Genomic DNA, 24,668 nt, shown 5'->3' on the forward strand with positions numbered 1-24,668 from the left:
AAACTGCCCGAATTTGATGCATAATTCCACAAGTACTTCTATTAATCAAATTCAATTACCTTAAAAATAGTGACCTATTATTAACCATAGATTTGCGAAGAACCAATCGATTTACGGTTTAAAAATGTAGCATAGTTCACCTAAATTTGATTGCATGTGTTTTATCTTGTCTTGTGATTGGCGTGCTATCCAGCGTACAAAGAACCCAGCTGAGGAAAACACACAATGACTGTCTATAAATATCCAAAACCACTTTCGTCTGAAATCACGCCTAAAGAGGTATTCTTAAACCGCCGGAGTTTCGTTAAAGCTGCAGGTGTCGCCTCTGCGGCAGCATTAACTGGTGGACTTGCTTTGCAATCGACCTCGGCCTCGGCAGCAACGATGCAATTTTCCAAAAGCGAATTCTCAATTGCGGATGAACCAAACCCAATTGAGGATATCAAAAGCTACAATAATTTCTATGAGTTTGGCACTGGTAAGGGTGATCCCAGCGCAAATGCTGGTTCGCTGACAACTAAACCATGGAGCATTAAAATCGATGGTTTAACGAACAAACCTGGTGAATTGGATATTGAAGATCTCATGTCAAAATTTGACCTTGAAGAACGGATTTATCGCCTTCGTTGCGTTGAGGCTTGGTCGATGGTCATTCCATGGGTGGGCATTCCGCTTAAAGATGTCATCAGCGCGTATGAACCCCAGGGAAGCGCAAAATATGTCTCTTTTGAAACACTTGTGCGACCTGAAGAAATGATTGGTCAGCGTGGTCTCGGCGGTCTTGATTGGCCCTATGTAGAAGGATTGCGAATGGATGAAGCAATGCATCCGCTGACAATTTTAGCAGTCGGAATTTACGGTGAAGCGATGCCCAACCAAAATGGTGCGCCCGTACGTTTGGTTGTGCCATGGAAATATGGTTTTAAGAGCATTAAATCCATCGTGCGGATGAGCTTTACTGAAAATGAGCCGCCCACAACTTGGAACAAACTTGCACCGAATGAATATGGTTTTTATTCCAACGTGAATCCAAATGTCGACCACCCACGCTGGAGCCAAAAGGCAGAACGCCTTGTGGGGTCAGGAATTTTTGCCAAGAAGCGTGAAACGGAAATGTTCAATGGCTATGCTGATGAAGTTGCTGCGCTTTATGAAGGCATGGATTTAGCAAAGTTTTACTAAATCAACATGGCGCAGCATAAAGCATGGACGATAGTGCCAAGTTGGTTGATTTATCCTTTGGGTATCGCACCGGGTATTTGGCTTTTTTATTCAGCTATTCAAAACCAACTTGGTCCTGATCCGGTCAAAGCTCTTGAAAATGGTTTAGGTGAATATGCTTTGCAGTTTTTGATCGCAGGGCTTGCAATCTCGCCATTAATGCGGTTTGCAAAGATCAATTTAGTCAAATATCGCAGGGCGTTAGGACTCGTTGGTTTTTTCTATGTTGTGGCGCATTTCACTGTTTATATCGTTTTGGATATGCAATTCGATTGGGGCGAGATCATCACCGATATCATCAAACGCCCATATATTACGATCGGCGTTTCAGCCTTCATATTGTTGCTGCCACTTGCCATTACATCCAATAATGTCTCGATCCGCAAACTTGGCGCTGCTGGATGGAACAAATTGCATCTCATCGTCTATCCGGCGGTAATTTTAGGTGCTGTACATTATGTGATGATCAAGAAGACCTGGGCGTTAGAGCCATTGCTCTATCTTGCTGCAGCATTACTTCTGATTTCGCTAAGACGTTTTTATCACCTGGCAAAGCGGAAGAAGCGCGTTGCTGCTTGATAACGAACGGGTAGATTTACCAGTAACAAAATAAATATCAGTTTTGTTTTCGATATCAGACAACAATTCGTACCTTACAAGTCGTCATTAACTCTTCAGTTTTTGTTAAGGGGCGCGGTTGGATAATTATACCGCGCTGGCGTGATTTGTTCGGGGAATTATCATTTGCTCAACGCAGATTTTTTCTTCCACCGTCAAAGGTTTTCCCATGTTTCTCGATAAATTTCTCGCCCGCTTCGCAATCAAGACGAAGGTGGGCCTTCTCTCCTTGCCATTTATACTTGGCATTATCGGTTTAGCGACCGTCTCTCTATTTACAGGCACATTGCTAGGGGATCGCATTACTGGCACGAATGAGAGTATCAAAGCGCTCAGCGGGTTTAAAAATACATACATTAATATGACTGCTTTCTTGCAAGACCAGACAGAAGAACGTCGTTTGAAGATTTTGCAAAGCTTGGACGATCAGCTTTTGCAAACCGAAAAAGTTCTGGCTTTAGCGGAAAACCCAAATGAAATTCAATCTCTGACTGGTTCGAAAGCTCTCGTTGAAAATTTGCGTTCTGAGGTGGAAAGACTATGGAATATCCGCGGGGAAAATATTGCTTTGCGATCCGCCTTAGAAGAAACCAGTGCTGAGATTGACAATGTTCGTCAGCGACTTGATCTAACAATTGAAGGTGTCTCTCAAATTCTTAACGCATCGGAAACAGCAGTTAGGGACATGTTGGCTTCTGCGGATACGCTTGCAAAAGGCGGTAAATCCATTGGCACGATATCGCGTTCAATTTCGAGCGCTAGCACACCAGAAGATGCATTCGCAGCTGCCGAAAAGGCCAAAGCCGACATCTCATTATTATTGGAAGAGCTGCCATCTGCAATTCCAGCAGATAAATTGGCTTTGAAAAATCAAATTACCAATAATGCGGAGCAAATTTTAAAATTGATTGATACTGGTTCTGCCACGAAACCAAATATGGTCAAACTACAAAGATTTGCGACAGGTTTGCGCTCAACTGCGCTGAAATTGAATGGTTTAGCATCTCAAACTTCACGCAATGCAACCGAAAACTTTCTAGCGCTTGATGAAGAAATCCGCGCAGAACAAAATACCATCGCTCAGGCGCGCAAGTTTGTATCAAGCGGTACTGAATTACAGCTACTGATGGCAGAATTGCTTGGCAATCCAGGCCAAGATATTGGTGTCGAGCTGAACGCAAAATTGAGCGATGTTCAAAACAACATCAAGCTCATCGAGCAAACCGAACACAAAGATCTATTGTTAGATGCGATTGGCACCCAAATAAAAGATCAATTCGTTGCCATGCCAGATCTAACCTCCGACTTGATTACAAATGAAGAAGAGGTTTTAAAGTTATTTACCGAAACCTCACAAAGCATCGATCAGGCTTGGACCAGTGTCCTTAATTTTGCTGATAGTCAACAAAGTAACACGATGGCAGTTAAAGACAGTGCCGGTGTGATCACGCTATCAGCGGGCGCATTTGTCATAATTCTAGGTTTGCTGGCAGCAACAGTGTTGGTTCTTGCGCTTAAAACACCAATTCAGCGTCTGGTTGATGCGATGGGCGATGTTGCAAATGGTGATCTAAATACAGAAATTACGGATAGAACGCGACCAGATGAAATTGGTGAAATGGCACGAGCACTTGATGTGTTTAAGAAGAGCGCCATCGAGAAGGAGCGTTTGGAAGAAGAGGGTGAAGAAGTTCGCACCCAAACTGAGCAAGAGCGTAAGCGTAATGAAGAGCTTAAAGAGATGGAAGCGCAGAAGCTTGCAGATGCGATTGATGCGCTTGCACGCGGTCTAACGCAATTGTCTGAAGGTGATCTGACAGCCAATATCTCAACACCATTTGAAGGTGAATTGGATCGCTTGCGTGCAGATTTCAATACATCTGTTGCCAAGTTGAGCGAAACAATGGGCCGTATTACGGATGTGTCTGTAACCTTGAAAGATAATTCAGGTGAAATCAGTAATGCCACCAATGAATTGTCTCAACGCACGGAAACACAAGCAGCTTCCTTGGAAGAAACCTCTGCTGCGCTTGATGAGATCACAGCAACGGTGCGTGAAACTTCAGAACGCGCTAAAGAAGCCTCTGATAAGGCCAAAGATGCTCGTCAGGACACTGAACATTCAAGTGAAGTGGTATCCAATGCGGTTGCTGCAATGGAAGGCATTGAAAAAGCCTCAAGCGATATCACAAACATTATCAATGTGATTGATGAAATCGCCTTCCAAACCAACCTTCTTGCATTGAACGCAGGTGTGGAAGCTGCCCGTGCAGGTGAAGCCGGTAAAGGCTTTGCGGTTGTGGCTCAGGAAGTTCGTGAACTTGCACAACGTTCAGCTGGTGCAGCCAAAGAAATCAAGGAACTGATCAATAAATCAGGTGCTGAAGTTTCTAACGGTGTGCAACTGGTACAACAAACGGGTGAGGCGCTTGCCAAGATCTCTGAGCATGTGACTGAAATTGACACACGCATTGAAACCATCTCACAAGGTGCTGCTGAACAATTGGCGGGGATCCAAGAGGTGAATTCAGCGGTGAATTCAATGGATCAGGTCACCCAGCAAAACGCGGCTATGGTTGAAGAAAACACAGCTGTGACACAACAGATCGCTGATGAAGTTATTACGCTATCTGGTTTGATCCAAACGTTCAAAGTTGGTGGCCAATCATCAGTGCGCATGCCTCAGCAAGCCTCTGAAACAAGGGGTGTAAGTTCAAAATCTGCAGCAGCGCCAGCACCGGTTTTAAAGCCTGCGCCAGTAAAGGCGTCAGCGCCTGTGGCTGCAGATAATGGTCATGCATCCAAACCATCTCCGGCAAAGGCAATGGTCAATAAGTTATCAAGTGCATTTGGTGGTGGCTCATCGTCATCAAGCGCAAGTGATGGCGATTGGGATGAGTTCTAAACCGATCATCATAAGATCAAAAAACAAAACATCATGGCGCTGATAATCTCAGCGCCATTTTTTATGCGCTTTTATTAAAATACGCTTATGCTTCAAACGGCAATGAAGAATGATGCAGAACAATCTTTAAAGTTCCATCAGGTCCTTTTTTATATCCAAAGCTTTTATCGACTTTGGTGACCTGACCGTCTTTGTTTGTCATTATCGCCCAACCCATCCACATGCCGACGTCACCTTCCATGAAACTTGCTGACGTGTCATATGTAACCTCTCGCCAGTTTTTTAACCCAAAGCCTCCATCGTGCGGGTAGTCAGCGTCATGGGCCACGAAATATGATAATGCACCTTTCTTTGTAGGGCGAAAGGTTGTTTCGCCGCCGCTGAGTGTAGGCTTGAATAAAACTGGACCTAAGTCATAGCCGTAGGCTGCATCTAAGATGTCTTCAGCAACTTGTTTTGCTTTTTCAATTCCATTTGCCTCATAGGCTTTTGAAATCAATATGAGACCTTCGCCCCATGCAGTGCGTGCGGCAAGCAATTCTTGCTCAGTGATTGACATCGGATAACTCTTTCTTCTTCGATACCGACCCATTCGGGTCAGCACCATTGCGCCCTATAACCAAACCACCATAAAAGCGGTTCAAAATTCTCAAAAGGGTGTATATAGGCACTTAAATTAAATAGAAAGCGCTAGACGGTGCGTTTTGGATTGAAATCACATCTTAGTTTGGTCGTTTTCGACCAAATCCACACATTGTCCACTCTTAACGACAATGCACGACAATTGCTCTTGTTTTAGTTATATAGCTCAATATGTGTAATTTATATGCCATAAACATGCCCGTTTGGAGACTTTTGCCGGTTGAATTGCTAAACGCGCCTCATAGCCCCGCTAAAGCACTCGCGGGTCGGTTTCACCATTCCGGTCAAATCGCTTCTTACGCATCTTTAAGCGCGGAAGGCGCTGCCGTAGCGATGAAACGTTATCTGACAGACGGTATGGAACGCAAGCTTGTACCAATGCAGCTAACAAGCGATCGAGTGTTAGACAAACGAAATGACCCTGCTGCATCAATTGTTTGGCAGGATATACATGCAAGCGGGCAGACTTCTCCCACATGGGCGATTTCTGATGATGCGCGATTACTGGGTGCTCAAGCCATGCTCTATAGATCACGATCAAGACCAGATTTAAGCCATGTCGTTGTGTTCGAACCAGACTGTTTAAGCTTTGTTGGACCTGTTACGGACTTCAATCCTGATGTTTGGAAATGAATAATTCAATTCAAGCACAGTCGAAGATTGGTTGCGCCAAATCCCACTTTTTCCATCACGCCATATAATCTGGGAACCAGTTTTCGTGGGCTGTTTTCATCTCGGAAACATCGAGCGCCAGCACGTCTTTGACAACTAGCTTGTCGCCGCCAACATTGCCCAATACGCGGAATTGAACCCCAGCATCTGCAGCATTGTTTGCTAAGAATTGAGCCATTTTCTCTTCCACCGTGATCACATATCGCGCCTGATCTTCACCAAACAACAAGCCATGCAATGGCATCTGAACGTCTGTGAGATCTATTTCCATGCCATAGCCGCCAGCCATACACATTTCAGCAAGTGCGAGAGCTAAGCCACCTTGGCTGATATCGTGACAGCTGGACACTTGGCCGTTATTGATCGCAGAGCGAACAAAGTCGCCATTATAACGCTCAGCAGTGAGATCAACTTCTGGCGGTGGGCCAGCTGTTTCACCCAAAATATCGCGCATATAAACGGTTTGGCCAAGATGTGCGCCATCACAACCAATAAGCATGACAACTTCGCCTTCGTTAGCACCTGCAATTTTCGCCATATTGGCCCAATCGTCTAATTGACCAACGCCAGCAATTGTTGGTGTTGGCAAAATCGCTTCGCCAAATGTTTCGTTATAAAGCGAGACATTGCCCGATACGATTGGGAAATCAAGCGCACGACAAGCGTCACCAATACCTTCAATGGCTTTGACGAACTGACCCATAATTTCTGGGCGCTCTGGATTACCAAAGTTTAGGTTATCGGTCGATGCAAGCGGTAGGGCACCCGTTGCTGTAATATTACGCCAGCATTCGGCGACGGCTTGCTTGCCGCCTTCATAAGCGTCAGCTTCACAATAATGCGGCGTGACGTCGGACGAAAATGCCAATGCTTTTGTAGCATGGCCATCCACACGGATGACACCCGCATCGCCGCCTGGGATTTGCAAGGAATTACCTTGAATAAGCGTATCATATTGCTCCCAAACCCAACGTCGTGATGATTGGTTTGGAGAGGCAAGCATGGACATCAATGTCACGCCATAATCGTCTTGCTCTTGAACCTGATCAGCGGGGAGGGGTGAATAAAGACCCGGCTCGCGCCATGGGCGATCATATTCAGGGGCTTGGTCACCAAGCTCTTTAATTGGCAAGTTCGCAACTTCTTCGTTCTGATGGAAAACTCGGAAGCGCAAATCGTCTGTTGTTTTGCCTACGATGGCAAAATCCAGACCCCATTTGACGAAGATCGCTTTGGCGATTTCTTCTTTGGATGGGTCAAGAACCATCAGCATGCGCTCCTGGCTTTCAGATAACATCATCTCATAAGCTGTCATACGCTCTTCACGCACAGGCACATCATCAAGATATAGTTCAACACCCAAGTCACCTTGCGCACCCATTTCAACCGCTGAACAGGTAAGACCTGCAGCACCCATATCCTGGATAGCGATCACAGCGCCGGTTTGCATGAGTTCAAGACAGGCTTCAAGAAGACATTTTTCAGTAAATGGATCACCGACTTGTACCGTTGGGCGTTTTTCCTCAATAGTCTCGTCAAATTCGGCCGATGCCATTGTCGCACCACCAACACCGTCACGGCCAGTTTTTGCACCCAAATATACAACAGGCAGACCCACGCCTTCAGCTTTACAAAGGAAAATACCGTCTGTTTTGGCAATACCGGCTGCAAAGGCATTCACAAGGCAGTTGCCGTTATAGCGTTCGTCAAATTCAACTTCGCCACCAACTGTTGGCACACCGAATGAGTTACCATACCCGCCAACACCGGAAACAACACCCGATACAAGATGCTTGGTTTTCTCATGAGATACATCGCCAAAACGAAGCGCGTTCATTGCAGCAACAGGACGCGCACCCATGGTGAACACATCACGCAAGATACCGCCAACACCAGTTGCAGCGCCTTGATAGGGCTCGATGTAAGATGGGTGATTGTGGCTTTCCATTTTAAAGACCACACATTCGCCATCACCAATATCGACTACACCCGCATTCTCACCCGGGCCATGGATCACCCGATCACCGGTTGTAGGCAATGTACGAAGCCATTTTTTCGATGATTTATATGAGCAGTGCTCGTTCCACATCGCAGAAAAAATACCGAGCTCAGTATAAGTTGGCTCGCGGCCAATCAGATCTAAAATCAGCTGATATTCATCAGGTGCTAAACCATGCTTAGCGATAAGGTCTTCGGTAATGGGATATGTGTTGTTAATGGTCATATCAGTCAAAATCGTTATTTCGTGTTATGCGGAGATCATATTAAGCGCGCCTTCAAACAGGCGTCGGCCATCATCGCCGCCATGTGCAGCTTCAATTAGGTTTTCAGGGTGAGGCATCATGCCAAGAACATTGCCGTTCTCGCTTAAAATACCGGCAATATCATCGATTGAACCGTTCGGGTTTGTCCCTTGCGCATAGCGGAAAGCAATGCGGTCCTGATCTTTTAATTTTGCCAGCGTGTCTGCATCGGCGAAGTAATTGCCATCATGGTGTGCAACCGGGCAATCAATAATTTCGCCTTGGTTATAACCTTCAGTAAATGCACTTTTTGTTGTCGCCACTTCAAGTTTGACTTGGCGGCAGACAAATTTAAGCGAGGCATTGCGCATCAACGCACCTGGAAGAATACCTGTTTCAACAAGGATCTGAAAGCCGTTGCAAACACCGATGACACGGGTGCCTTTTTTAGCTTTTTCGATTACTGCTTTCATCACCGGCATGCGGGCTGCAATTGCACCTGAGCGAAGGTAATCACCGTAGGAAAAACCGCCTGGGATTACAATTAGATCAACATCGTCATCGATGGATGTTTCGGTTTGCCACACAGTTTGTGGGGCCTGGCCAGAAATAAGCGTGAGCGCTGCAAGCATGTCACGATCTCTGTTCAATCCCGGGAGCTGAAGAACTGCTGTTTTCATAATATGTTTCCTAAATTGTGGAAATCAAACTGATAAAGAAAAAGCGCGACTAACTTTGGCGCGCTTTGTTCCTGCTAACTATAAAATCTCGATCGAATAATCTTCGATTACGGTATTGGCGAGAAGCTTTTCACACATTGCTTCGATGTCTTTGCCTGCATTGGCTTTGTCTTCACCTGAAAGTTCAAGGTCAAACACTTTACCCTGACGCACACCTTCAAGGCCATCAAAACCTAGACCGGTCAATGCACCTTCAATAGCTTTACCTTGTGGATCCAAAACACCGTTTTTAAGTGTAACTGTGACACGAGCTTTGATCATTTTAGTCTTTCCAAACTAGTCGTCATTGTCAGATTTTACGAGCACTGGTCCAGATGGGCGTGGTGCTTCATTTTCATTCATAATGCCAAGGCGGCGAGCAACTTCTTGATAAGCTTCTGTTAGGCTACCAAGGTCGCGACGGAAGACATCTTTATCAAGCTTTTGCTTTGTCTTCACATCCCACAAACGGCATGAATCCGGCGAGATTTCATCAGCAAGGACGATGCGCATTTGATCACCCTCAAACAGGCGGCCAAATTCGATCTTAAAGTCAACAAGCTGAATGCCAACACCGGCAAAAAGGCCGGTTAGGAAATCATTGACGCGGATAGCCATAGCCATAATGTCATCGATCTCTTGCGGGCTCGCCCAACCAAATGCCGTAATGTGTTCTTCAGAGACAAGCGGATCATCAAGCGCATCTTCTTTATAGCAAAACTCAATGATCGAACGCGGAAGAACAGCGCCTTCTTCAAGGCCCAAACGCTTCGCCAAAGTACCCGCTGCAATATTGCGAACAATCACTTCAAGCGGCACGATATCAACTTCTTTGATCAACTGCTCGCGCATGTTAACGCGTTTGATGAAGTGCGTAGGCAAGCCGATTTGGTTCAAATGCGTGAAAATGAATTCAGAAATACGGTTGTTTAACACGCCTTTTCCGTCAATGACGTCCTGCTTTTTCTTGTTAAAAGCTGTGGCATCGTCTTTGAAGAATTGGATAAGCGTTCCGGGCTCAGGACCTTCATAAAGAATTTTGGCCTTGCCCTCATAGATACGGCGTCTATTTTTCATTGTAAACTCGATTGATCTACCAGCTTGCTGGTGAGAATTTGTGAATCTAAGGTTTCGAGCGCTGTGTAGCTTATAAAGCAGCATTTCACAACGTCTCAGCGTGCTGTTTTTCAGATTAGTCACAATTGAAATTATTTTCACGGATTTTGTGCCCTAAGGTCTTCCGTTTTGCCTATAAAATGTCCATATAGAGGATAACGGGCTCAACCTAGATCTCTAGGGAGCTAAACACGAAGGACGGGAAGACACCATGAGTGGTTTTGATGATCGTAAAAATGCGTTTGAAAATAAGTTTGCACATGATGAAGAGCTAAAATTTAAAATTGAAGCGCGCCGCAACAAGCTTTTGGGCCTTTGGGCTGCTGAAATCCTCGGCAAAGATGGCGATGCATATGCGAAAGAAGTGATCGCATCTGACTTTGAAGAAGCAGGCGACGAAGACGTGTTTAACAAAGTCCGCGCTGATCTTGGCGATGACGTGTCTGACGACGACATCCGCGAAAAGATGGTTTGGCTTTTGGGCGTTGCTGAAGAGCAAATTACTAGCGAGTAATTTTTGCGAGTAGTCTTGTCGAGTAATTTCGACAGATAAGAATTGCGTTATGGCATTGCTTTTGTTCATGCCATAGCATTATCTAACAAACCTGCATCGGATTTAAGATCTGGTGCAGGTTTTTTGTTGCCGGGTTGGGTTTTAATGGTTGGAGGAGAAATTAGATGCTGACATTCGCTGATCGATTGCGAAAAGGAGAGACCGTGTATTCTGTATGGTCACAATTAGGTTCGCGCGAACTTATCACGCAATTGGCTTTAGCTGATTTTGATGCTGTGGTGATTGATATGCAGCATGGTACGCATTCTGACGATACAATTGTCACCTGTTCTGAGGCTATCATCGGCGTTGGCAAAATTCCGATCACGCGTTTGCCGGTCAACAGATTTGACGCGGCAAGCCGAGCGCTGGATTTGGGTTTTGAAGCAGTGATTGCCCCGATGATCAATTCAAAAGCTGATGCAGAAGAATTTGCCAGCTATATGAAATACCCACCAATTGGTTCTCGATCATGGGGTGCGCGCCGCGCTAATCAGTTACACGGTGTTGAAGCCGGAGAATATCTACAAACTGCCAATGAAAAAACGCTGTCATTTGCGATGATTGAAACAAAGGCAGCTTATGAGAATTTCGATGAGATCATCTCCGTGGATGGCATTGATGGCGTCTTTGTTGGTCCCTCTGATTTCTCCATTGACTATTCAAATGGCGCTGCGGTGAACGGGGATATGCCCGAAACTCAAAAACAGCTTGAAGAAATGCCAAAGCGCGCCAAAGCTGCAGGTAAATTATCTGGCATTTTTGCAGCTACGCCGGAGACCAGCATTAAATATGCAAAATGGGGCTATAATTTCGTCAATGTGAGCTATGACATTGCGCTGATCAAAGCAGGAAGCGACGCATTCTTGAAGGCTGCAGAGTTAAAGAGCTGATCGCGCTCCGCTCACAATAGCGATTTGTCGCATGGTTTAGGGTCATCTCATGTGCATAGTGAACCCACCAACAACTTTGCATAAGATTGCCATGACACTTTCATATTCTCTCATTAGCAAGCTCGCCAGTGCGCTGTGTTTTACTCTTTTCGTATGCCTTTTATTGGTCCCAGGCCTGATTTATTGGATCTTCGGGCTCGATGGAAATGAAGTGTCTGATCTTATTGCACGACGAGCGGCAATGATGTTCATGGGCCTATCTGCGATCATCTTTTTATCTCGCAATGCTGAGCCATCTCAACTACGCCAGAACCTATGTCTCGGGCTCGCCATCATGATGGCCGCTCTTGCCGCTATTGGAATATTTGAGTTTACGCGTGGCGCTGTGGGCGTTGGCATTTGGTTCGCCATAATAACTGAAATCGCGTTTGCATTGGCCTATTTTAAACTATCAAAGCAAACTTGAACTAATGATTGGCGAAAATTCTGATAGTTATTAACATTTCTAAAAACAATTAATAGTTGTTTTTGTGTTGCGTTGCTTCATACATACCGTTAAGAGTTTGTTGCAATAATTAAGAGCAAACAGTGACTCTTGGGGGAGTGTTATGTCAATAAAATCAAGAAATGAAAAAACTTTCAATAACCCGGCAGTCATGATGATTTCCTTTGGAACGGTTGTGTTTTTATTGATGGCATTGATGACTTGTAAGCTTTATGCACCAATAAGTTGGCCGGTAGTTGTTTCAAGTAGCCCGCTCAGTGTCGAGCAGTTTAGTAAATTTCGTCAAGGTCAGCAAAATGTAATATCAACATATGTATCCGATTTTACAGTTTTTACAGCCGTTGGTGTTTTGTTTTCTGTGGGAGCTGCTTTTTCCTTATTGCGATCCAGCGCGCCTGCTAAAGCCTTGCTAATTACCATAATTTGTTTCTCAGTGTTATTCATTACCATATACGCGGGTATTTATAAAACTGTTGGGCTTTCAAATGGGGAATTCCCCGTAGCGACCACTCTCTATGAGGGGTTTTATTTCTCGGTGGTTACTTGGACAACTTTGGGCTACGGAGACTTTTCCCCGATCAAAGAAGTTAGGCTAATTGCGGCATCTCAAGCGCTTATAGGTTATACCTTTTTTGGTACAATGGTCGGCATACTCGCAGGCCATATTATGGAAGACAAGAGCAGTAACTCAAAATAGAGTTGGTACGACTTCTCGAAGAAAAACATAAAACATATATGCCGATGTAAAGATGAGTAAAATTAGAATGCTAATATACTCAATAGGCCACTTTTTGATTCCAATGATAGATCTTTCAATCCAAACAGGAAGCTCAAGCAAAGATTTTTCCGGTTTCTGGGTGTTTTGCACTTTTTTGTTTATGATTTCTTCCGTTAGATCAGACATTCTACCCCCAGTCCTTGATTTATTTCATATTTAGGTGTCGCGAGTGTAGTTGTCAAATACGCATTACACTTTTTAGGTGAATTTTAAATAATATTGTCTATTTATTCTACTATAGGAGTAATTTATGACGAAATAGTGAATGACTACCGCTTTGCTGTCATCGAATAATGAACGTCATTTGGGTTTGAAACCTCACGCGTGACCACTACAAAATTTGAGTGATCATAGTTCTTGCCCACACGAGACTTGGTGTCTTCCAACATGGGTGGCGCATCATCAAGCATATATTGATTGTGAAAATTGGAAATTTCCAGCGTCTGTTTTTGCTGACCATGGGCCATTGCATCAAAATGCTTGTCGTCAACAAGGGCGACAACGCGGCAATTGCGAATAGCCGTATCGGTTGATCCTATGCCTTTGATTTTATTATTAAGTGAGACAGGCGCTTTGGTGCGTAAAGAATTGCCCAACACTTCAGTAAAACTCGATTTTGATTTGTTCGAATTCATGGTCATCAACATAGCTTAATTGTAGTATCTGTAAGCTATCTGATCATGGTTACTAAATGGTTATCTGCAAAAAACGGGTTCTTAGAGACCTTGCATGAACTTTGCAAAGGTGAGGGAGCCTTCGGGCCATGGACCGTGACCAGCTGCATCATCAATGTGTCCGCGTTCACCTGCATCAATGAACATGGATCCCCATGCGCCAGCAATATCTTCGGCTTGTTCAAAGCTTGAAAACTCATCATTTTGACTTGCAATGACCATGGATGGAAACGGCAATGGATCGCGCGGATAGGGGCCAAAAGTCATCAAGTGTTTTGGGCGAATTTTCGGATTAGATACATCTGGTGGCGCCACAAAAAAGCCCGCAACGACTTTGTTTTTAAATTGCGGTATCGCTTGCACGGCAGTGGCAACGCCCAATGAATGCGCTACAATAACAACTGGACGCGTTGATTTATTGACCTCTTCGGCCATGCGCGCAGTCCAATCTTCAACAACTGGTTTTGACCACTCATCTTGAACAACACGGCGCGCAGTTTTTATGCGCGTTTCCCAACGAGATTGCCAATGGTCAGGACCTGAATTTTTGTATCCCGGAACGATCAAAATATCTGCTTCAGAAGCTTTCATCTGTTATCTCTTGCCGTTTAATTAATTGCGTATTACAACTATGAATGTGTAAAGTGGGGTGTGCAATTTTAAGTATCTTAGCGGTTGTGTCTGCCATGTCTTTGGCGGGCGAAATCAACCGAAACGATGTATATAATCAAAATAACGATATGCCAATCATAGAATTGGCACAAAGTTTTTCTTGCCAGCCAAGCAAAACCTGCGGGCGCATGCGCTCTTGCTCAGAAGCATATTTCTATTTCAAGCAATGTGCAGGCCATAAAAAGCGAGATGGCGACAATGATGGCATCCCATGCGAAAAGCTTTGCGGCAAAACGCACGATCGCATGAAACGCCTATTAGAAGCCGGGCTGTAGGTAATTAGTTCTCGCCAAAGACGCGGTTGAAGATCGTGTCGACATGCTTGGTGTGATAACCCAGGTCAAACTTCTCACGAATTGTCTCTTCATCCAGCGCTGCTGTTACTTCTTCATCAGCAAGTAATTCGGTGAGGAAATCTTTGCCTTCTTCCCAAACCTTCATCGCATTACGCTGCACAAGACGATATGAATCTTCACGTGACTGACCTGCCTGCGTGAGCGCAAGAAGAACGCGTTGTGAATGCACGAGCCCACGGAACTTGTTCATATTGGCCATCATATTATCTGGATAAACCAGAAGCTTATCGATCACACCCGTTAAGCGTACAAGTGCAAAGTCCAAAGTAACGGTCGCATCGGGGCCAATCATACGTTCAACAGATGAGTGTGAGATATCGCGCTCATGCCAAAGCGCAACATTTTCCATTGCCGGCATTGCGTAAGAACGCACCATGCGGGCAAGACCTGTGAGGTTTTCTGTCAAAACAGGATTACGTTTATGAGGCATAGCAGATGAGCCTTTTTGGCCCGGTGAGAAATACTCTTCTGCTTCCAACACTTCAGTGCGCTGCAAATGGCGAATTTCAGTTGCCAAACGCTCGATAGAGGAGGCGATCACACCCAGTGTTGCAAAATACATCGCATGACGATCACGCGGGATCACTTGTGTTGAAACAGGCTCGGAGGCAAGGCCCATAGACTTCGCTACATGCTCTTCAACACTTGGGTCAATATTTGCAAATGTACCAACTGCGCCAGAAATTGCACATGTTGCAATATCTTCGCGCGCTGCAAGCAAGCGTTTTTTATTGCGGTCAAATTCAGCATAGGCCTGCGCAAGTTTTACACCAAATGTTGTTGGCTCTGCATGAATGCCGTGGCTACGGCCAATTGTAATCGTGTCTTTGTGTTCAAATGCGCGCTTTTTCAGTGCAGCGAGCAGTTTGTCCATATCTTCAAGCAAAACGTCGGTTGCTTTAACAAGCTGCACGTTAAAGCAAGTATCTAACACATCCGAAGAAGTCATGCCCTGGTGTACAAAGCGTGCATCATCGCCAACAATCTCAGCCAGATGAGTCAAAAATGCGATCACATCGTGTTTCGTAACCGCTTCAATTTCATCAATGCGTGCCACGTCAAAAGTGGCAGCACCGCCTTTGTCCCAGATAGTCTTTGCAGCAGATTTTGGGATAACTCCAAGCTCAGCTAAAGCATCACACGCATGTGCTTCGATTTCAAACCAGATTCTGAATTTGCTTGCAGGTGACCAAATGTCAGTCATTTCCGAGCGGGAGTAACGCGGGATCATTTAATGTCTCTCATTTACTGAAGTTAGTTATTTCGGTGAATATTGGCCACTACATACAGTGAGTCCGTTTTCAAATCAACGTTGTGAGCCTGTTGCCCTTAATTCACCGCAACTGTGCGCGAAACTTCAGAACGAGCAATGGAAGATGCGCAGAAAATGAAGGAGGTCCATTCAGATACGCAACGGTCCAGTCAAGATGTTGCCGAGGTTGTTTCTGTGATGGAAGGTATCCAAAAAGGCGTCCGGTGATGCCATCAATATGATTAAGGTTATGGCTGTCCAAATCAACTTATTGGCGCTTATGGAACCTCGAAAACATCTGAGCATGTTACAACCTGGGTAAAATTAGCAATTATATTTTAAGTTGAAGTTGTAGCCACGCATTAAAGTGTTGTGAAAAAGGTAGCAAAGTCTGCAATTCGTCAGAGGTATCGGATAAGGCACGAATCGCTAAGCCGATTTATTCAAAAAGAGCCAAAAATTGATGATACAACCAATAGTAACGCTGCGATTGTAAGCAATTTTGATGTAGATTAGGGTGAATTTAAAAAATAAAATTTATTTTTTTTACAGCTCTTCATTTTCCGGATGAGGGGCTTTTTTTGTTCTGTATTAATGAGTTAGCCAACGGATGGATTATGTCTGCAGAATGTATACCTTAAAAACAGTGTTTTAAAGCTCCTGTCAGCGATCCGAATTAACATTTTGTTTGCCATATTTTGTGAGTCTTTTAACAGGGACGGCAAAGGCTGCCGTTAGCATGATGCGACCCCCAGAACATGACAGTTCACGCGCACCAAATCACAGTTCAGGAAAATAGCAGTGAATATCTCCAAAAAATTACCAATCGCAGCAGCGATTTTGACACTTGTCACGGTTGGCGTTGCCAGTATGGCGAGTTATATGGTGGCCTCCCACCATTTATCGGCGAAGTCTGATGAAAAATTGCAGGCCATTGCAGATGGCAGACGAAACCAGATTGAATCGTATCTAGCTTCCATCCAAACAGACATTATTCGGATGAGTAAAGATGAACAAACCGCAAATGCGTTTGTGCAAATGAATTCAGCCTGGGGATTGATGTCGGGAGACAAAATGGCGGAGTTGCAAAAACGCTATATTACCGACAATCCAAATCCAATTGGAGAGAAACATAAACTAGAAACTGCTGGTATCGATACATATGACAAAGGTCATAAAAAATATCACAATTATTTGCGAGAATTTATCGAACACCAAGGCTATTATGATCTCTTTTTGATCGATGATAAAGGGGATATTATCTATTCGGTCTTTAAAGAACTTGATTATGCGACCAATCTTGCGACTGGCGAGTGGAAAGACAGTGGTCTAGCGCGTGTTTGGCAGGGGGTCATGCAAACACCTGAGGACGCAGATAAAATAACATTTGACGATTATGCGCCATATGGACCATCAGCCAATGCGCCTGCGTCCTTTATTGGTAAAAGACTATCTAAACGCGGTCGCGTATTGGGAACTCTGATCCTTCAAATGCCAAATGATACAATCGCACGCATTATGGCCAATACAACGGGCATGGGTGTTTCTGGTGAAACCATGTTGTTGCGGGAAGATGCTTACATGATCACAGATTCGCGCCATACTGATGCAAACGAAGCGCTTAATACTAAACTCGATCTCAGCACAAATCTTTTAGAAGAATCTTATGCAGAACAACCGGTTGGTTACTTAAGTGGCTATCGCGATGAGCTGTTCCATATTTCAACTGCTCGGGTGAGTTTTGCTGAACAGCACTGGATTGTAGCAGCTATTATTTCAGATGCTGAAGTGATCGCAGGCGCCAAGGATCTGCGTAACACGATCTGGATGATCTCAGCTTTGTTACTCGCCATCGGGATGATCTGCGCATTTTACTTTTCCCGCACAATTACCAAACCACTTGATAAGGTGGTCGACAATATGGCGGAGCTTGTTGCGGGTAACACCAATATTGATCTATCGGCTGCAAATCGTAGTGATGAGATCGGTAAAATTTTCAAATCAGTTGAAGTGTTTAAGGATGCAGCTATTGATAAGCAGCGCCTTGAAAAGGAGGGTGAGGAAACACGCGCCCAAACCGAGCAAGAGCGTACACGCAATGAAGAGCTCAAAGCTATTGAAGCGCAAAGATTGGCTGATGCTATCGATGCTTTGGCAGCTGGTCTTGATAAACTTTCACATGGTGATCTGACAGCCAATATTTCAACGCCGTTTGAAGGCGAATTGGATCGTCTGCGCAGTGATTTCAACAATTCGGTTGGTAAATTAAGCGAGACAATGAGCAAAATGAGCCAGGTTTCAATTGGTTTGAATACAAATTCAACTGAAATCAGAAATGCAACAAATGAGCTGTCGCGTCGAACAGAAATGCAGGCCGCTTCGTTAGAAGAAACCTCTGCAGCATTGGATGAAATTACCGCAACTGTTCGTGAAACTTCAGAACGTGCAACAGAGGCTGCGACTAAAGCTAAAAATGCACGGGATGACACGCAGAACTCATCTCGTGTTGTGGCAAATGCTGTGTCAGCAATGGAAGGCATTGAAAAAGCATCTGGAGACATCTCCAATATCATCAATGTCATTGATGAAATTGCCTTCCAAACAAATCTTCTTGCTCTTAACGCAGGTGTTGAAGCGGCTCGGGCTGGTGAAGCTGGTAAAGGGTTTGCCGTAGTAGCGCAGGAAGTTCGCGAACTTGCACAGCGCTCAGCAACCGCTGCAAAAGAAATCAAAGATCTCATTGGAAAGTCAACTGGCGAAGTTGCAAACGGGGTTCAGCTTGTTCAGGAAACTGGTGAAGCTTTGGCAAAAATTTCAGAACACGTGTCTGAGATCGATACTCAGATTAATACAATCTCAAAAGGTGCGTCTGAGCAGCTTGTCGGTATTCAGGAAGTCAACACAGCCGTTAACTCCATGGATCAGGTAACCCAGCAAAACGCAGCAATGGTTGAAGAAAATACCGCTGTGACACAGCAAATTGCAGATGAAGTTAGTAATCTGACAAGTCTGATTAAGACCTTTAAAGTTTCAACCCGTGGTAATAGTGATGAACAAAAACCAATTGCATCAAAGGTCAAGCAAACTGCGATACTTGCGTCAACGACCCAATCATCTATACCTGAAACAGTGAAAGATAGTCATGAGCCGGTTGCATCGCCTGCAAATTCTCACCTGCAAAAAGTCGCGCAGAGCTTTGATGGTAATGCAGCTATTGCTCACGATGCTGAATGGGATGAATTTTAAGCAATATAGATGCGTTTAACCACGCATAAAATACCTAATAGTCATAGGAAGAGGGGATTGTTTGCTAGGAATATTTCCCTCTTTCGGCAGTTTTCATTTATAATTACTAGTATAAATCACATAGAAATCGCGATTTATGACATATAAATCAGTATTTTTGCGGCAGTTAACAGTTTGTTTCAAGTTTTATGAAAATTATACTGTTCGGGGATCTGTGAGCATTTACAGATAAGCATGATGCAAGCTCCAGAGCGTTTCAAGCGCATGTTTTCAGTTAATGCAATTTAACGGACCCGCATCGTGAAGATTACAAAAAAACTACCTATCGCCGCCGCAATACTGACGCTCGTTACAGTAGGTGTTGCGAGTGTTGCAAGTCTGATGGTTAGCTCTCACTTCTTGACCATTCAATCAAACGAAAAGCTGCAAGCTGTTGCTGATGGCAGACGCAATCAAGTTGAAACTTACTTACAAACGATCGACGAAGATTTACGACGTATCTCCAGAGAAGACAAAGTTCTCGAAGCAGTAAGTGGTTTTGGTTTCACTTGGGGTTTCGTGCCGGGCGATAAAACAGCTGAGTTGCAGAAACGCTATATTACGGACAATCCAAATCCAATCGGGCAAAAGGATGAGTTGGATAGTGCCGGTGTTGATGGCTATGATGCTTCACACAAAAATGTACATTCATATCTTCGAGAATTCATCAAGAAGAGAGGCTATTATGATTTGTTCATCATCAATGCGGAAGGTGATGTTATCTATTCAGTCTTTAAAGAAGCTGATTTTGCGACAAATTTAGCAACGGGCGAGTGGAAAGACACAGGTCTAGCAAAAGTTTGGAAAGAAGTTGTTGCAGCCAATGATCCAAACAAGATCGTATTTGATGATTATGCACCTTATGCACCTTCGGCAAACGCACCAGCCTCATTTATCGGCGAAGCCATTGTTAAAGGTGAAGCGATTGTTGGAACAATCATCTTGCAGATGCCAAATGATTCAATTGCACGTATCATGTCCAACACAACAGGGCTTGGTGTGACGGGTGAAACCGTGCTGTTGAAATCTGATGGAACGATGATCACAGATTCCAAAAAGACTGAACAGAATGAGGCACTTAACGCAAAACTAGCGCTTGAACCACAAATGCTTCAAGACGCGTTTATCGAACAACCTACGGGCACTTTAGAAGGTTATCGTGGTGAAACATATCGTGTGTCGACAGCAGGTTTGAGTTTTGAAGGTGCTGGTTGGATTGTCGCGACTTTAGCGGCTGAAAGCGAAGTGATGCAGGGTTATAATACTTTGCGCAACATCATCCTATTAATTGCAGCCGTTCTGATGGCTGCTGCATTGGGTGCAGCGTTCTTATTCTCTCGCTCAATTACTAATCCGATGAAGGATGTGATTGATAATATGAAAGAGCTTGTTGCAGGGAATACTGATCTAGAACTTAAAGGTCAGTCTCGCAAGGATGAGTTGGGTGAGATTTATCAAGCCGTTTCTGTCTTCCGTGATGCTGCCATCGAGAAGGAGCGTTTGGAAGAAGAGGGTGAAGAAGTTCGCACCCAAACTGAGCAAGAGCGTAAGCGTAATGAAGAGCTTAAAGAGATGGAAGCGCAGAAGCTTGCAGATGCGATTGATGCGCTTGCACGCGGTCTAACGCAATTGTCTGAAGGTGATCTGACAGCCAATATCTCAACACCATTTGAAGGTGAATTGGATCGCTTGCGTGCAGATTTCAATACATCTGTTGCCAAGTTGAGCGAAACAATGGGCCGTATTACGGATGTGTCTGTAACCTTGAAAGATAATTCAGGTGAAATCAGTAATGCCACCAATGAATTGTCTCAACGCACGGAAACACAAGCAGCTTCCTTGGAAGAAACCTCTGCTGCGCTTGATGAGATCACAGCAACGGTGCGTGAAACTTCAGAACGCGCTAAAGAAGCCTCTGATAAGGCCAAAGATGCTCGTCAGGACACTGAACATTCAAGTGAAGTGGTATCCAATGCGGTTGCTGCAATGGAAGGCATTGAAAAAGCCTCAAGCGATATCACAAACATTATCAATGTGATTGATGAAATCGCCTTCCAAACCAACCTTCTTGCATTGAACGCAGGTGTGGAAGCTGCCCGTGCAGGTGAAGCCGGTAAAGGCTTTGCGGTTGTGGCTCAGGAAGTTCGTGAACTTGCACAACGTTCAGCTGGTGCAGCCAAAGAAATCAAGGAACTGATCAATAAATCAGGTGCTGAAGTTTCTAACGGTGTGCAACTGGTACAACAAACGGGTGAGGCGCTTGCCAAGATCTCTGAGCATGTGACTGAAATTGACACACGCATTGAAACCATCTCACAAGGTGCTGCTGAACAATTGGCGGGGATCCAAGAGGTGAATTCAGCGGTGAATTCAATGGATCAGGTCACCCAGCAAAACGCGGCTATGGTTGAAGAAAACACAGCTGTGACACAACAGATCGCTGATGAAGTTATTACGCTATCTGGTTTGATCCAAACGTTCAAAGTTGGTGGCCAATCATCAGTGCGCACGCCTCAGCAAGCCTCTGGAACAACGGGTGTAAGTTCAAAACCTGCAGCAGCGCCAGCACCGGTTTTAAAGCCTGCGCCAGTAAAGGCGTCAGCGCCTGTGGCTGCAGATAATGGTCATGCATCCAAACCATCTCCGGCAAAGGCTATGGTCAATAAGTTATCAAGTGCATTTGGTGGTGGCTCATCGTCATCAAGCGCAAGTGATGGCGATTGGGATGAGTTCTAAACCGATCATCATAAGATCATAAAACAAAACATCATGGCGCTGATAATCTCAGCGCCATTTTTTATGCGCTTTTGTTAATTTGAAAGTTTATCACGCGCTATCAACCAAGATGCGAGGGTTAAAAATACAACACCTAAAGGAAGATAGAATTTAAGCCCAACGACCGCGAATTGGTAGAGTGCACCTAAATTGGTGAAGAAAAACTGCCAAACCCAGATCCTTGAAAATGTTGGGCCGTGCCACTGCGCATAAAAACTCCAATAGTTTAGCGAGTAAGCCGCAGCTGTGAGGCCAATTGTTGTGATGGTCAGGCAAAAGAAGCTGCCAGCAAACTGGGTTTCAAAGCGTTTTTTTCGATCCAGTATGTAAAGCGCTAGTCTAGCCAGTGGATAGGCAAATATTGAGGAAAACAAAACCAACATGATGATTTGGGTCAGATGGCTTGTTTGCCATCCGGTGGAAAACCACAGTGAAGTTAGTGCGGACAATGTCATAGCACACCCCCACAATATGCTCTGAACAAGCATGGCCATTATATTTCGTTCCAAGAGGGTAATATATCGCCATCTTGCTGCTGTGCGCTAAATACGGCTCGGGCAATGCTACGCGCCATTGTGCTTGAAGCTGCCGCGCATAAATCGATGTATTCATCAGCAGTTGGCTTGCGGCCTGAACGGCCTGTAGAAAGCGCAAAGACCAGATCTCCATCATATGACGTATGACAGGGCCATATGGCCCGCGCAAAGCCATCATGGGCGGATATTGCAAGGCGCTTTGCTTCAGCTTTGGTCAACTCTGCATCTGTTGCTATGACGGCAATGGTTGTATTTGCCCCGCCGCGTTGCATATCCCGGAATTTGATTTGTAACTCTGTTGCATCTTCTGGCATTGGATTTGGAAAACCCAATCCTCCAAATTCATCTCCAATTTCAAATGGTGCTGCCCAGAAGTTTTTGCTGGAACCGACATTAACCGACCCCATCGGGTTGACCGCAACCATTGCACCGACTGTAAAACCATTCTCTAAAACTGAGGACGTTGAACCTAATCCACCGCGTTTATTTGCGGTCAGCGCTCCAAGTCCTGCACCAACTGAGCCAATTGCAAAATCTGCCTTAGCGTTAAGTGCTGCTTGATAACCTAAATCTCGATAAGGTGCGTGTTTTCCCCAGTCTTTATCGCCACCATTAATTAAGTCAAAAAGGATGGCAGTTGGAACAATTGGAATGTGGTGCTCACCAACTTCAAATCCAATTGATTGCTCGCGTAGATAGCTTTGTACACCACCTGCTGCGTCTAATCCGAATGCGGAACCACCTGACAAGCAAATCGCATGAACTTTTTCGACGGTGTTGTGCGGCTCCAAGAGGTCCGTTTCACGCGTGCCTGGCCCACCTCCGAGCACTTGGACAGCTGCAACGCTTGGTGTGTCACACAAAACAACACTTGTACCGGATTTTAAACCGCTTTCCTGTGCATGGCCAACTCTTAAACCACAGACATCTGTAAGTAGGTTTTTATCGCCAGCTCTCATCATAAGGTTCCAGTCATTGCTAGGGCGCGTTAATGCGTTTCCATAATGGCAAGTTCTTCATCTTTTGTGAAACGGCCATCTTGCCAAACCATGGCATTAAACGTGCTTTCCTGGCGTTCGCCATATTGATTAAAGCTGAGCGGACCGATCACGGTCTCGAAGATATCTTCTTTTAGAGTTTGAATAAGATCATCAGTTTCGATATCCGCTAAAATGGTAGAGAGTTCAGCTAATGCATAGCCAAAAATTGGGAAACGATCCGGGAAAATACCCGCATCATCAAACGCAGCGCGCGCGGATACAGCATTTGCTCCCGTCAATCCCACATGCGGCATGATTGCAGTTGCACCATTGGGCAGGGGGATCCCTTCATCAGCGGCGCGTAGCGTATCCCCGCCAGCAAATGTTAATTCAAGTCCAATTTCAGTCGCATCACGCGCAATGATGGATGTATCTAAGCGTGTTGCACCAACAAAGACATGACTGATTTTCGATTTTTCCAATCGGCGAACCAAACCAAATTGTTTGTCTTGTCCGGGGCGGAAATTATCCAGCACAATGGGTTGAAATCCACCATCATCGAGCTGCAAGCGAATAGCATCCACCAACTCACGATTGCTGATTGTGCCATCTTCGACAAGAGCAACAGATTTATCACCCCAATTGTCGATGATATATTTTGAGGCAAACCTCGCCTGGTCAGAAGCGCGTGGTGCAATAGAAAATAATGGCCAATCCAAGCGAGCCGCTTCATCGCGGACAATATCCGATCGAATATTGATATTTAATACTGGAATATTGGCTTGATCGAGGATTGGCATTGCCGATACCAAACTCTCAACACACAAAAACCCTACAACAAGATCAACCCGCGCTTCCTCAAGCGCGTAAGCGGTGTCAGTGCCACCGCCAGTTTCGCAAATTTCAGTTTCCTCGATGACATCAAAACGTAGGCCCTGCTCAATGAATTCATTTTGATAGATCAAAAATCCGGCGCGTAATTGTGTGCCTAAAATGCCAAGTGAGCCTTCATCTGGCGCGACTACACCGACGCGGATGATGCGTTCATCGTTTTGATTGTCTTGCGCAAAACCCTGCGGGATTAACGCGAAAAGGAGCGCAAATAACACAATACTGAAACGCACATTCGCGGTTATGTTAGACAAGTTATGTAGAGCGAACATAGTCATGCATTTACATATAGACGATCACGGGCAAAAATCATCTGAAAATTTTGTTATTTGTAACTTCTGAATATTTGCTCTTAATTTTTTTGCGTGAACGGACAAAAAAT

At 44.8% G+C, this 24,668-nt stretch carries 23 protein-coding genes; 11 read left to right on the plus strand and 12 right to left on the minus strand.

The genetic code is table 11. The annotated features are described in order from the left end of the window. Positions 1-225: 225 nt before the first annotated feature. The 3 genes from msrP to ACZ1GZ_RS08890 all read left to right on the plus strand — a co-directional run bounded on the left by msrP (position 226) and on the right by ACZ1GZ_RS08890 (position 4,744). The gene (gene msrP, locus ACZ1GZ_RS08880; protein ID WP_472668138.1) at positions 226-1,182 is read left to right on the plus strand and encodes a protein-methionine-sulfoxide reductase catalytic subunit MsrP; all 957 of its coding nucleotides are present in this window, start codon (positions 226-228) and stop codon (positions 1,180-1,182) included. 6 nt (positions 1,183-1,188) lie between these two features. Further along, the gene (gene msrQ / locus ACZ1GZ_RS08885; protein WP_472668139.1) at positions 1,189-1,800 is read left to right on the plus strand and encodes a protein-methionine-sulfoxide reductase heme-binding subunit MsrQ; all 612 of its coding nucleotides are present in this window, start codon (positions 1,189-1,191) and stop codon (positions 1,798-1,800) included. Positions 1,801-2,008: 208 nt separating this feature from the next. Next, positions 2,009-4,744, plus strand: a complete 2,736-nt coding sequence (locus tag ACZ1GZ_RS08890; protein ID WP_472668140.1) for a methyl-accepting chemotaxis protein — start codon at positions 2,009-2,011, stop codon at positions 4,742-4,744. A gap of 85 nt (positions 4,745-4,829) precedes the next feature. Here ACZ1GZ_RS08890 and ACZ1GZ_RS08895 read toward each other — a convergent pair whose 3' ends face one another. Next, positions 4,830-5,303 carry a hypothetical protein gene (locus tag ACZ1GZ_RS08895; RefSeq protein ID WP_472668141.1) on the minus strand — a complete coding sequence of 158 codons (474 nt, stop codon included), beginning with the start codon at positions 5,301-5,303 and terminating at the stop codon, positions 4,830-4,832. Between the two features lie 278 nt (positions 5,304-5,581). Between ACZ1GZ_RS08895 and ACZ1GZ_RS08900 the strand changes: the two genes are divergently transcribed. Continuing rightward, positions 5,582-6,019, plus strand: a complete 438-nt coding sequence (locus tag ACZ1GZ_RS08900; protein WP_472668142.1) for an RES family NAD+ phosphorylase — start codon at positions 5,582-5,584, stop codon at positions 6,017-6,019. A gap of 55 nt (positions 6,020-6,074) precedes the next feature. On the opposite strand, the gene purL is transcribed toward ACZ1GZ_RS08900, so the two are convergent. From purL to purC, 4 genes are all read right to left on the minus strand, one after another. After that, a complete protein-coding gene (gene purL, locus ACZ1GZ_RS08905) occupies positions 6,075-8,282 on the minus strand; it encodes a phosphoribosylformylglycinamidine synthase subunit PurL (protein WP_472668143.1) in 2,208 nt (735 codons plus the stop codon). Positions 8,283-8,306: 24 nt separating this feature from the next. Then, positions 8,307-8,981 (minus strand): phosphoribosylformylglycinamidine synthase subunit PurQ, encoded by a 675-nt coding sequence (gene purQ, locus ACZ1GZ_RS08910; RefSeq protein ID WP_472668144.1) that lies wholly within the window; start codon positions 8,979-8,981, stop codon positions 8,307-8,309. 78 nt (positions 8,982-9,059) lie between these two features. Beyond that, positions 9,060-9,302 (minus strand): phosphoribosylformylglycinamidine synthase subunit PurS, encoded by a 243-nt coding sequence (gene purS / locus ACZ1GZ_RS08915; protein ID WP_472668145.1) that lies wholly within the window; start codon positions 9,300-9,302, stop codon positions 9,060-9,062. 15 nt (positions 9,303-9,317) lie between these two features. Next, a complete protein-coding gene (gene purC, locus ACZ1GZ_RS08920) occupies positions 9,318-10,097 on the minus strand; it encodes a phosphoribosylaminoimidazolesuccinocarboxamide synthase (RefSeq protein WP_472668146.1) in 780 nt (259 codons plus the stop codon). A 250-nt stretch (positions 10,098-10,347) separates the two neighbouring features. Here purC and ACZ1GZ_RS08925 point away from each other — a divergent pair, with 250 nt between their 5' ends. The 4 genes from ACZ1GZ_RS08925 (at position 10,348) to ACZ1GZ_RS08940 (ending at position 12,784) form a co-directional block, all read left to right on the plus strand. Then, positions 10,348-10,650, plus strand: a complete 303-nt coding sequence (locus ACZ1GZ_RS08925; RefSeq protein ID WP_472668147.1) for a DUF1476 domain-containing protein — start codon at positions 10,348-10,350, stop codon at positions 10,648-10,650. Between the two features lie 164 nt (positions 10,651-10,814). Then, positions 10,815-11,582: an HpcH/HpaI aldolase family protein gene (locus tag ACZ1GZ_RS08930; RefSeq protein WP_472668148.1), complete on the plus strand. Its 768-nt coding sequence runs from the start codon at positions 10,815-10,817 to the stop codon at positions 11,580-11,582. Between the two features lie 49 nt (positions 11,583-11,631). Next, positions 11,632-12,048 (plus strand): hypothetical protein, encoded by a 417-nt coding sequence (locus ACZ1GZ_RS08935; RefSeq protein ID WP_472668149.1) that lies wholly within the window; start codon positions 11,632-11,634, stop codon positions 12,046-12,048. 142 nt (positions 12,049-12,190) lie between these two features. Further along, on the plus strand, positions 12,191-12,784 hold the full coding sequence (locus tag ACZ1GZ_RS08940; protein ID WP_472668150.1) for an ion channel: 594 nt from the start codon (positions 12,191-12,193) through the stop codon (positions 12,782-12,784). On the opposite strand, the gene ACZ1GZ_RS08945 is transcribed toward ACZ1GZ_RS08940, so the two are convergent. From ACZ1GZ_RS08945 to ACZ1GZ_RS08955, 3 genes are all read right to left on the minus strand, one after another. Then, positions 12,776-12,991, minus strand: a complete 216-nt coding sequence (locus ACZ1GZ_RS08945) for a hypothetical protein (protein ID WP_472668151.1) — start codon at positions 12,989-12,991, stop codon at positions 12,776-12,778. The two genes, ACZ1GZ_RS08940 and ACZ1GZ_RS08945, sit on opposite strands and share 9 nt — an antisense overlap. A gap of 143 nt (positions 12,992-13,134) precedes the next feature. After that, entirely contained in the window at positions 13,135-13,506 is a 372-nt protein-coding gene (locus ACZ1GZ_RS08950) for a hypothetical protein (protein ID WP_472668152.1), read from the minus strand. A gap of 75 nt (positions 13,507-13,581) precedes the next feature. Then, positions 13,582-14,130, minus strand: coding sequence for an RBBP9/YdeN family alpha/beta hydrolase (locus tag ACZ1GZ_RS08955; RefSeq protein WP_472668153.1), 549 nt, complete (start codon positions 14,128-14,130; stop codon positions 13,582-13,584). A 149-nt stretch (positions 14,131-14,279) separates the two neighbouring features. Here ACZ1GZ_RS08955 and ACZ1GZ_RS08960 point away from each other — a divergent pair, with 149 nt between their 5' ends. After that, positions 14,280-14,486 (plus strand): excalibur calcium-binding domain-containing protein, encoded by a 207-nt coding sequence (locus ACZ1GZ_RS08960; protein ID WP_472668154.1) that lies wholly within the window; start codon positions 14,280-14,282, stop codon positions 14,484-14,486. 4 nt (positions 14,487-14,490) lie between these two features. Here the strand turns inward: ACZ1GZ_RS08960 and purB are convergent, their stop codons facing one another. Continuing rightward, on the minus strand, positions 14,491-15,798 hold the full coding sequence (purB, locus tag ACZ1GZ_RS08965; protein ID WP_472668155.1) for an adenylosuccinate lyase: 1,308 nt from the start codon (positions 15,796-15,798) through the stop codon (positions 14,491-14,493). An 822-nt stretch (positions 15,799-16,620) separates the two neighbouring features. On the opposite strand from purB, the gene ACZ1GZ_RS08970 reads away from it, so the two are divergent. Further along, complete coding sequence (locus tag ACZ1GZ_RS08970; RefSeq protein WP_472668156.1) at positions 16,621-19,065, plus strand: methyl-accepting chemotaxis protein; 2,445 nt, start codon at positions 16,621-16,623, stop codon at positions 19,063-19,065. 300 nt (positions 19,066-19,365) lie between these two features. After that, positions 19,366-21,840, plus strand: a complete 2,475-nt coding sequence (locus ACZ1GZ_RS08975; RefSeq protein WP_472668157.1) for a methyl-accepting chemotaxis protein — start codon at positions 19,366-19,368, stop codon at positions 21,838-21,840. Between the two features lie 74 nt (positions 21,841-21,914). Here the strand turns inward: ACZ1GZ_RS08975 and ACZ1GZ_RS08980 are convergent, their stop codons facing one another. Genes ACZ1GZ_RS08980 through ACZ1GZ_RS08990 form a run of 3 tightly spaced genes read right to left on the minus strand, consistent with a single transcriptional unit; the run spans position 21,915 to position 24,564 of the window. Further along, a complete protein-coding gene (locus ACZ1GZ_RS08980; protein WP_472668158.1) occupies positions 21,915-22,334 on the minus strand; it encodes a hypothetical protein in 420 nt (139 codons plus the stop codon). A gap of 38 nt (positions 22,335-22,372) precedes the next feature. Continuing rightward, entirely contained in the window at positions 22,373-23,377 is a 1,005-nt protein-coding gene (locus ACZ1GZ_RS08985; RefSeq protein WP_472668159.1) for a P1 family peptidase, read from the minus strand. A 26-nt stretch (positions 23,378-23,403) separates the two neighbouring features. Next, a complete protein-coding gene (locus tag ACZ1GZ_RS08990) occupies positions 23,404-24,564 on the minus strand; it encodes an ABC transporter substrate-binding protein (protein WP_472668160.1) in 1,161 nt (386 codons plus the stop codon). Positions 24,565-24,668 lie beyond the last annotated feature (104 nt).

The sequence above is a fragment of the Lentilitoribacter sp. JB5-8 genome (assembly GCF_055693385.1).

What these genes read in the sequence shown, in the direction of transcription:
- purQ (WP_472668144.1), bottom strand. Translation starts at nt 8,981, where the DNA reads ATGAAAACAGCAGTTCTTCAGCTCCCGGGATTGAACAGAGATCGTGAC.
- msrQ (WP_472668139.1), top strand. Translation starts at nt 1,189, where the DNA reads ATGGCGCAGCATAAAGCATGGACGATAGTGCCAAGTTGGTTGATTTAT.
- ACZ1GZ_RS08985 (WP_472668159.1), bottom strand. Translation starts at nt 23,377, where the DNA reads ATGATGAGAGCTGGCGATAAAAACCTACTTACAGATGTCTGTGGTTTA.
- ACZ1GZ_RS08945 (WP_472668151.1), bottom strand. Translation starts at nt 12,991, where the DNA reads ATGTCTGATCTAACGGAAGAAATCATAAACAAAAAAGTGCAAAACACC.
- purS (WP_472668145.1), bottom strand. Translation starts at nt 9,302, where the DNA reads ATGATCAAAGCTCGTGTCACAGTTACACTTAAAAACGGTGTTTTGGAT.
- ACZ1GZ_RS08960 (WP_472668154.1), top strand. Translation starts at nt 14,280, where the DNA reads ATGCCAATCATAGAATTGGCACAAAGTTTTTCTTGCCAGCCAAGCAAA.
- ACZ1GZ_RS08890 (WP_472668140.1), top strand. Translation starts at nt 2,009, where the DNA reads ATGTTTCTCGATAAATTTCTCGCCCGCTTCGCAATCAAGACGAAGGTG.
- ACZ1GZ_RS08930 (WP_472668148.1), top strand. Translation starts at nt 10,815, where the DNA reads ATGCTGACATTCGCTGATCGATTGCGAAAAGGAGAGACCGTGTATTCT.
- ACZ1GZ_RS08990 (WP_472668160.1), bottom strand. Translation starts at nt 24,564, where the DNA reads ATGACTATGTTCGCTCTACATAACTTGTCTAACATAACCGCGAATGTG.
- ACZ1GZ_RS08895 (WP_472668141.1), bottom strand. Translation starts at nt 5,303, where the DNA reads ATGTCAATCACTGAGCAAGAATTGCTTGCCGCACGCACTGCATGGGGC.
- msrP (WP_472668138.1), top strand. Translation starts at nt 226, where the DNA reads ATGACTGTCTATAAATATCCAAAACCACTTTCGTCTGAAATCACGCCT.
- ACZ1GZ_RS08980 (WP_472668158.1), bottom strand. Translation starts at nt 22,334, where the DNA reads ATGACATTGTCCGCACTAACTTCACTGTGGTTTTCCACCGGATGGCAA.
- ACZ1GZ_RS08950 (WP_472668152.1), bottom strand. Translation starts at nt 13,506, where the DNA reads ATGACCATGAATTCGAACAAATCAAAATCGAGTTTTACTGAAGTGTTG.
- purC (WP_472668146.1), bottom strand. Translation starts at nt 10,097, where the DNA reads ATGAAAAATAGACGCCGTATCTATGAGGGCAAGGCCAAAATTCTTTAT.
- ACZ1GZ_RS08955 (WP_472668153.1), bottom strand. Translation starts at nt 14,130, where the DNA reads ATGAAAGCTTCTGAAGCAGATATTTTGATCGTTCCGGGATACAAAAAT.
- ACZ1GZ_RS08940 (WP_472668150.1), top strand. Translation starts at nt 12,191, where the DNA reads ATGTCAATAAAATCAAGAAATGAAAAAACTTTCAATAACCCGGCAGTC.
- ACZ1GZ_RS08900 (WP_472668142.1), top strand. Translation starts at nt 5,582, where the DNA reads ATGCCCGTTTGGAGACTTTTGCCGGTTGAATTGCTAAACGCGCCTCAT.
- purL (WP_472668143.1), bottom strand. Translation starts at nt 8,282, where the DNA reads ATGACCATTAACAACACATATCCCATTACCGAAGACCTTATCGCTAAG.
- ACZ1GZ_RS08935 (WP_472668149.1), top strand. Translation starts at nt 11,632, where the DNA reads ATGTGCATAGTGAACCCACCAACAACTTTGCATAAGATTGCCATGACA.
- purB (WP_472668155.1), bottom strand. Translation starts at nt 15,798, where the DNA reads ATGATCCCGCGTTACTCCCGCTCGGAAATGACTGACATTTGGTCACCT.
- ACZ1GZ_RS08925 (WP_472668147.1), top strand. Translation starts at nt 10,348, where the DNA reads ATGAGTGGTTTTGATGATCGTAAAAATGCGTTTGAAAATAAGTTTGCA.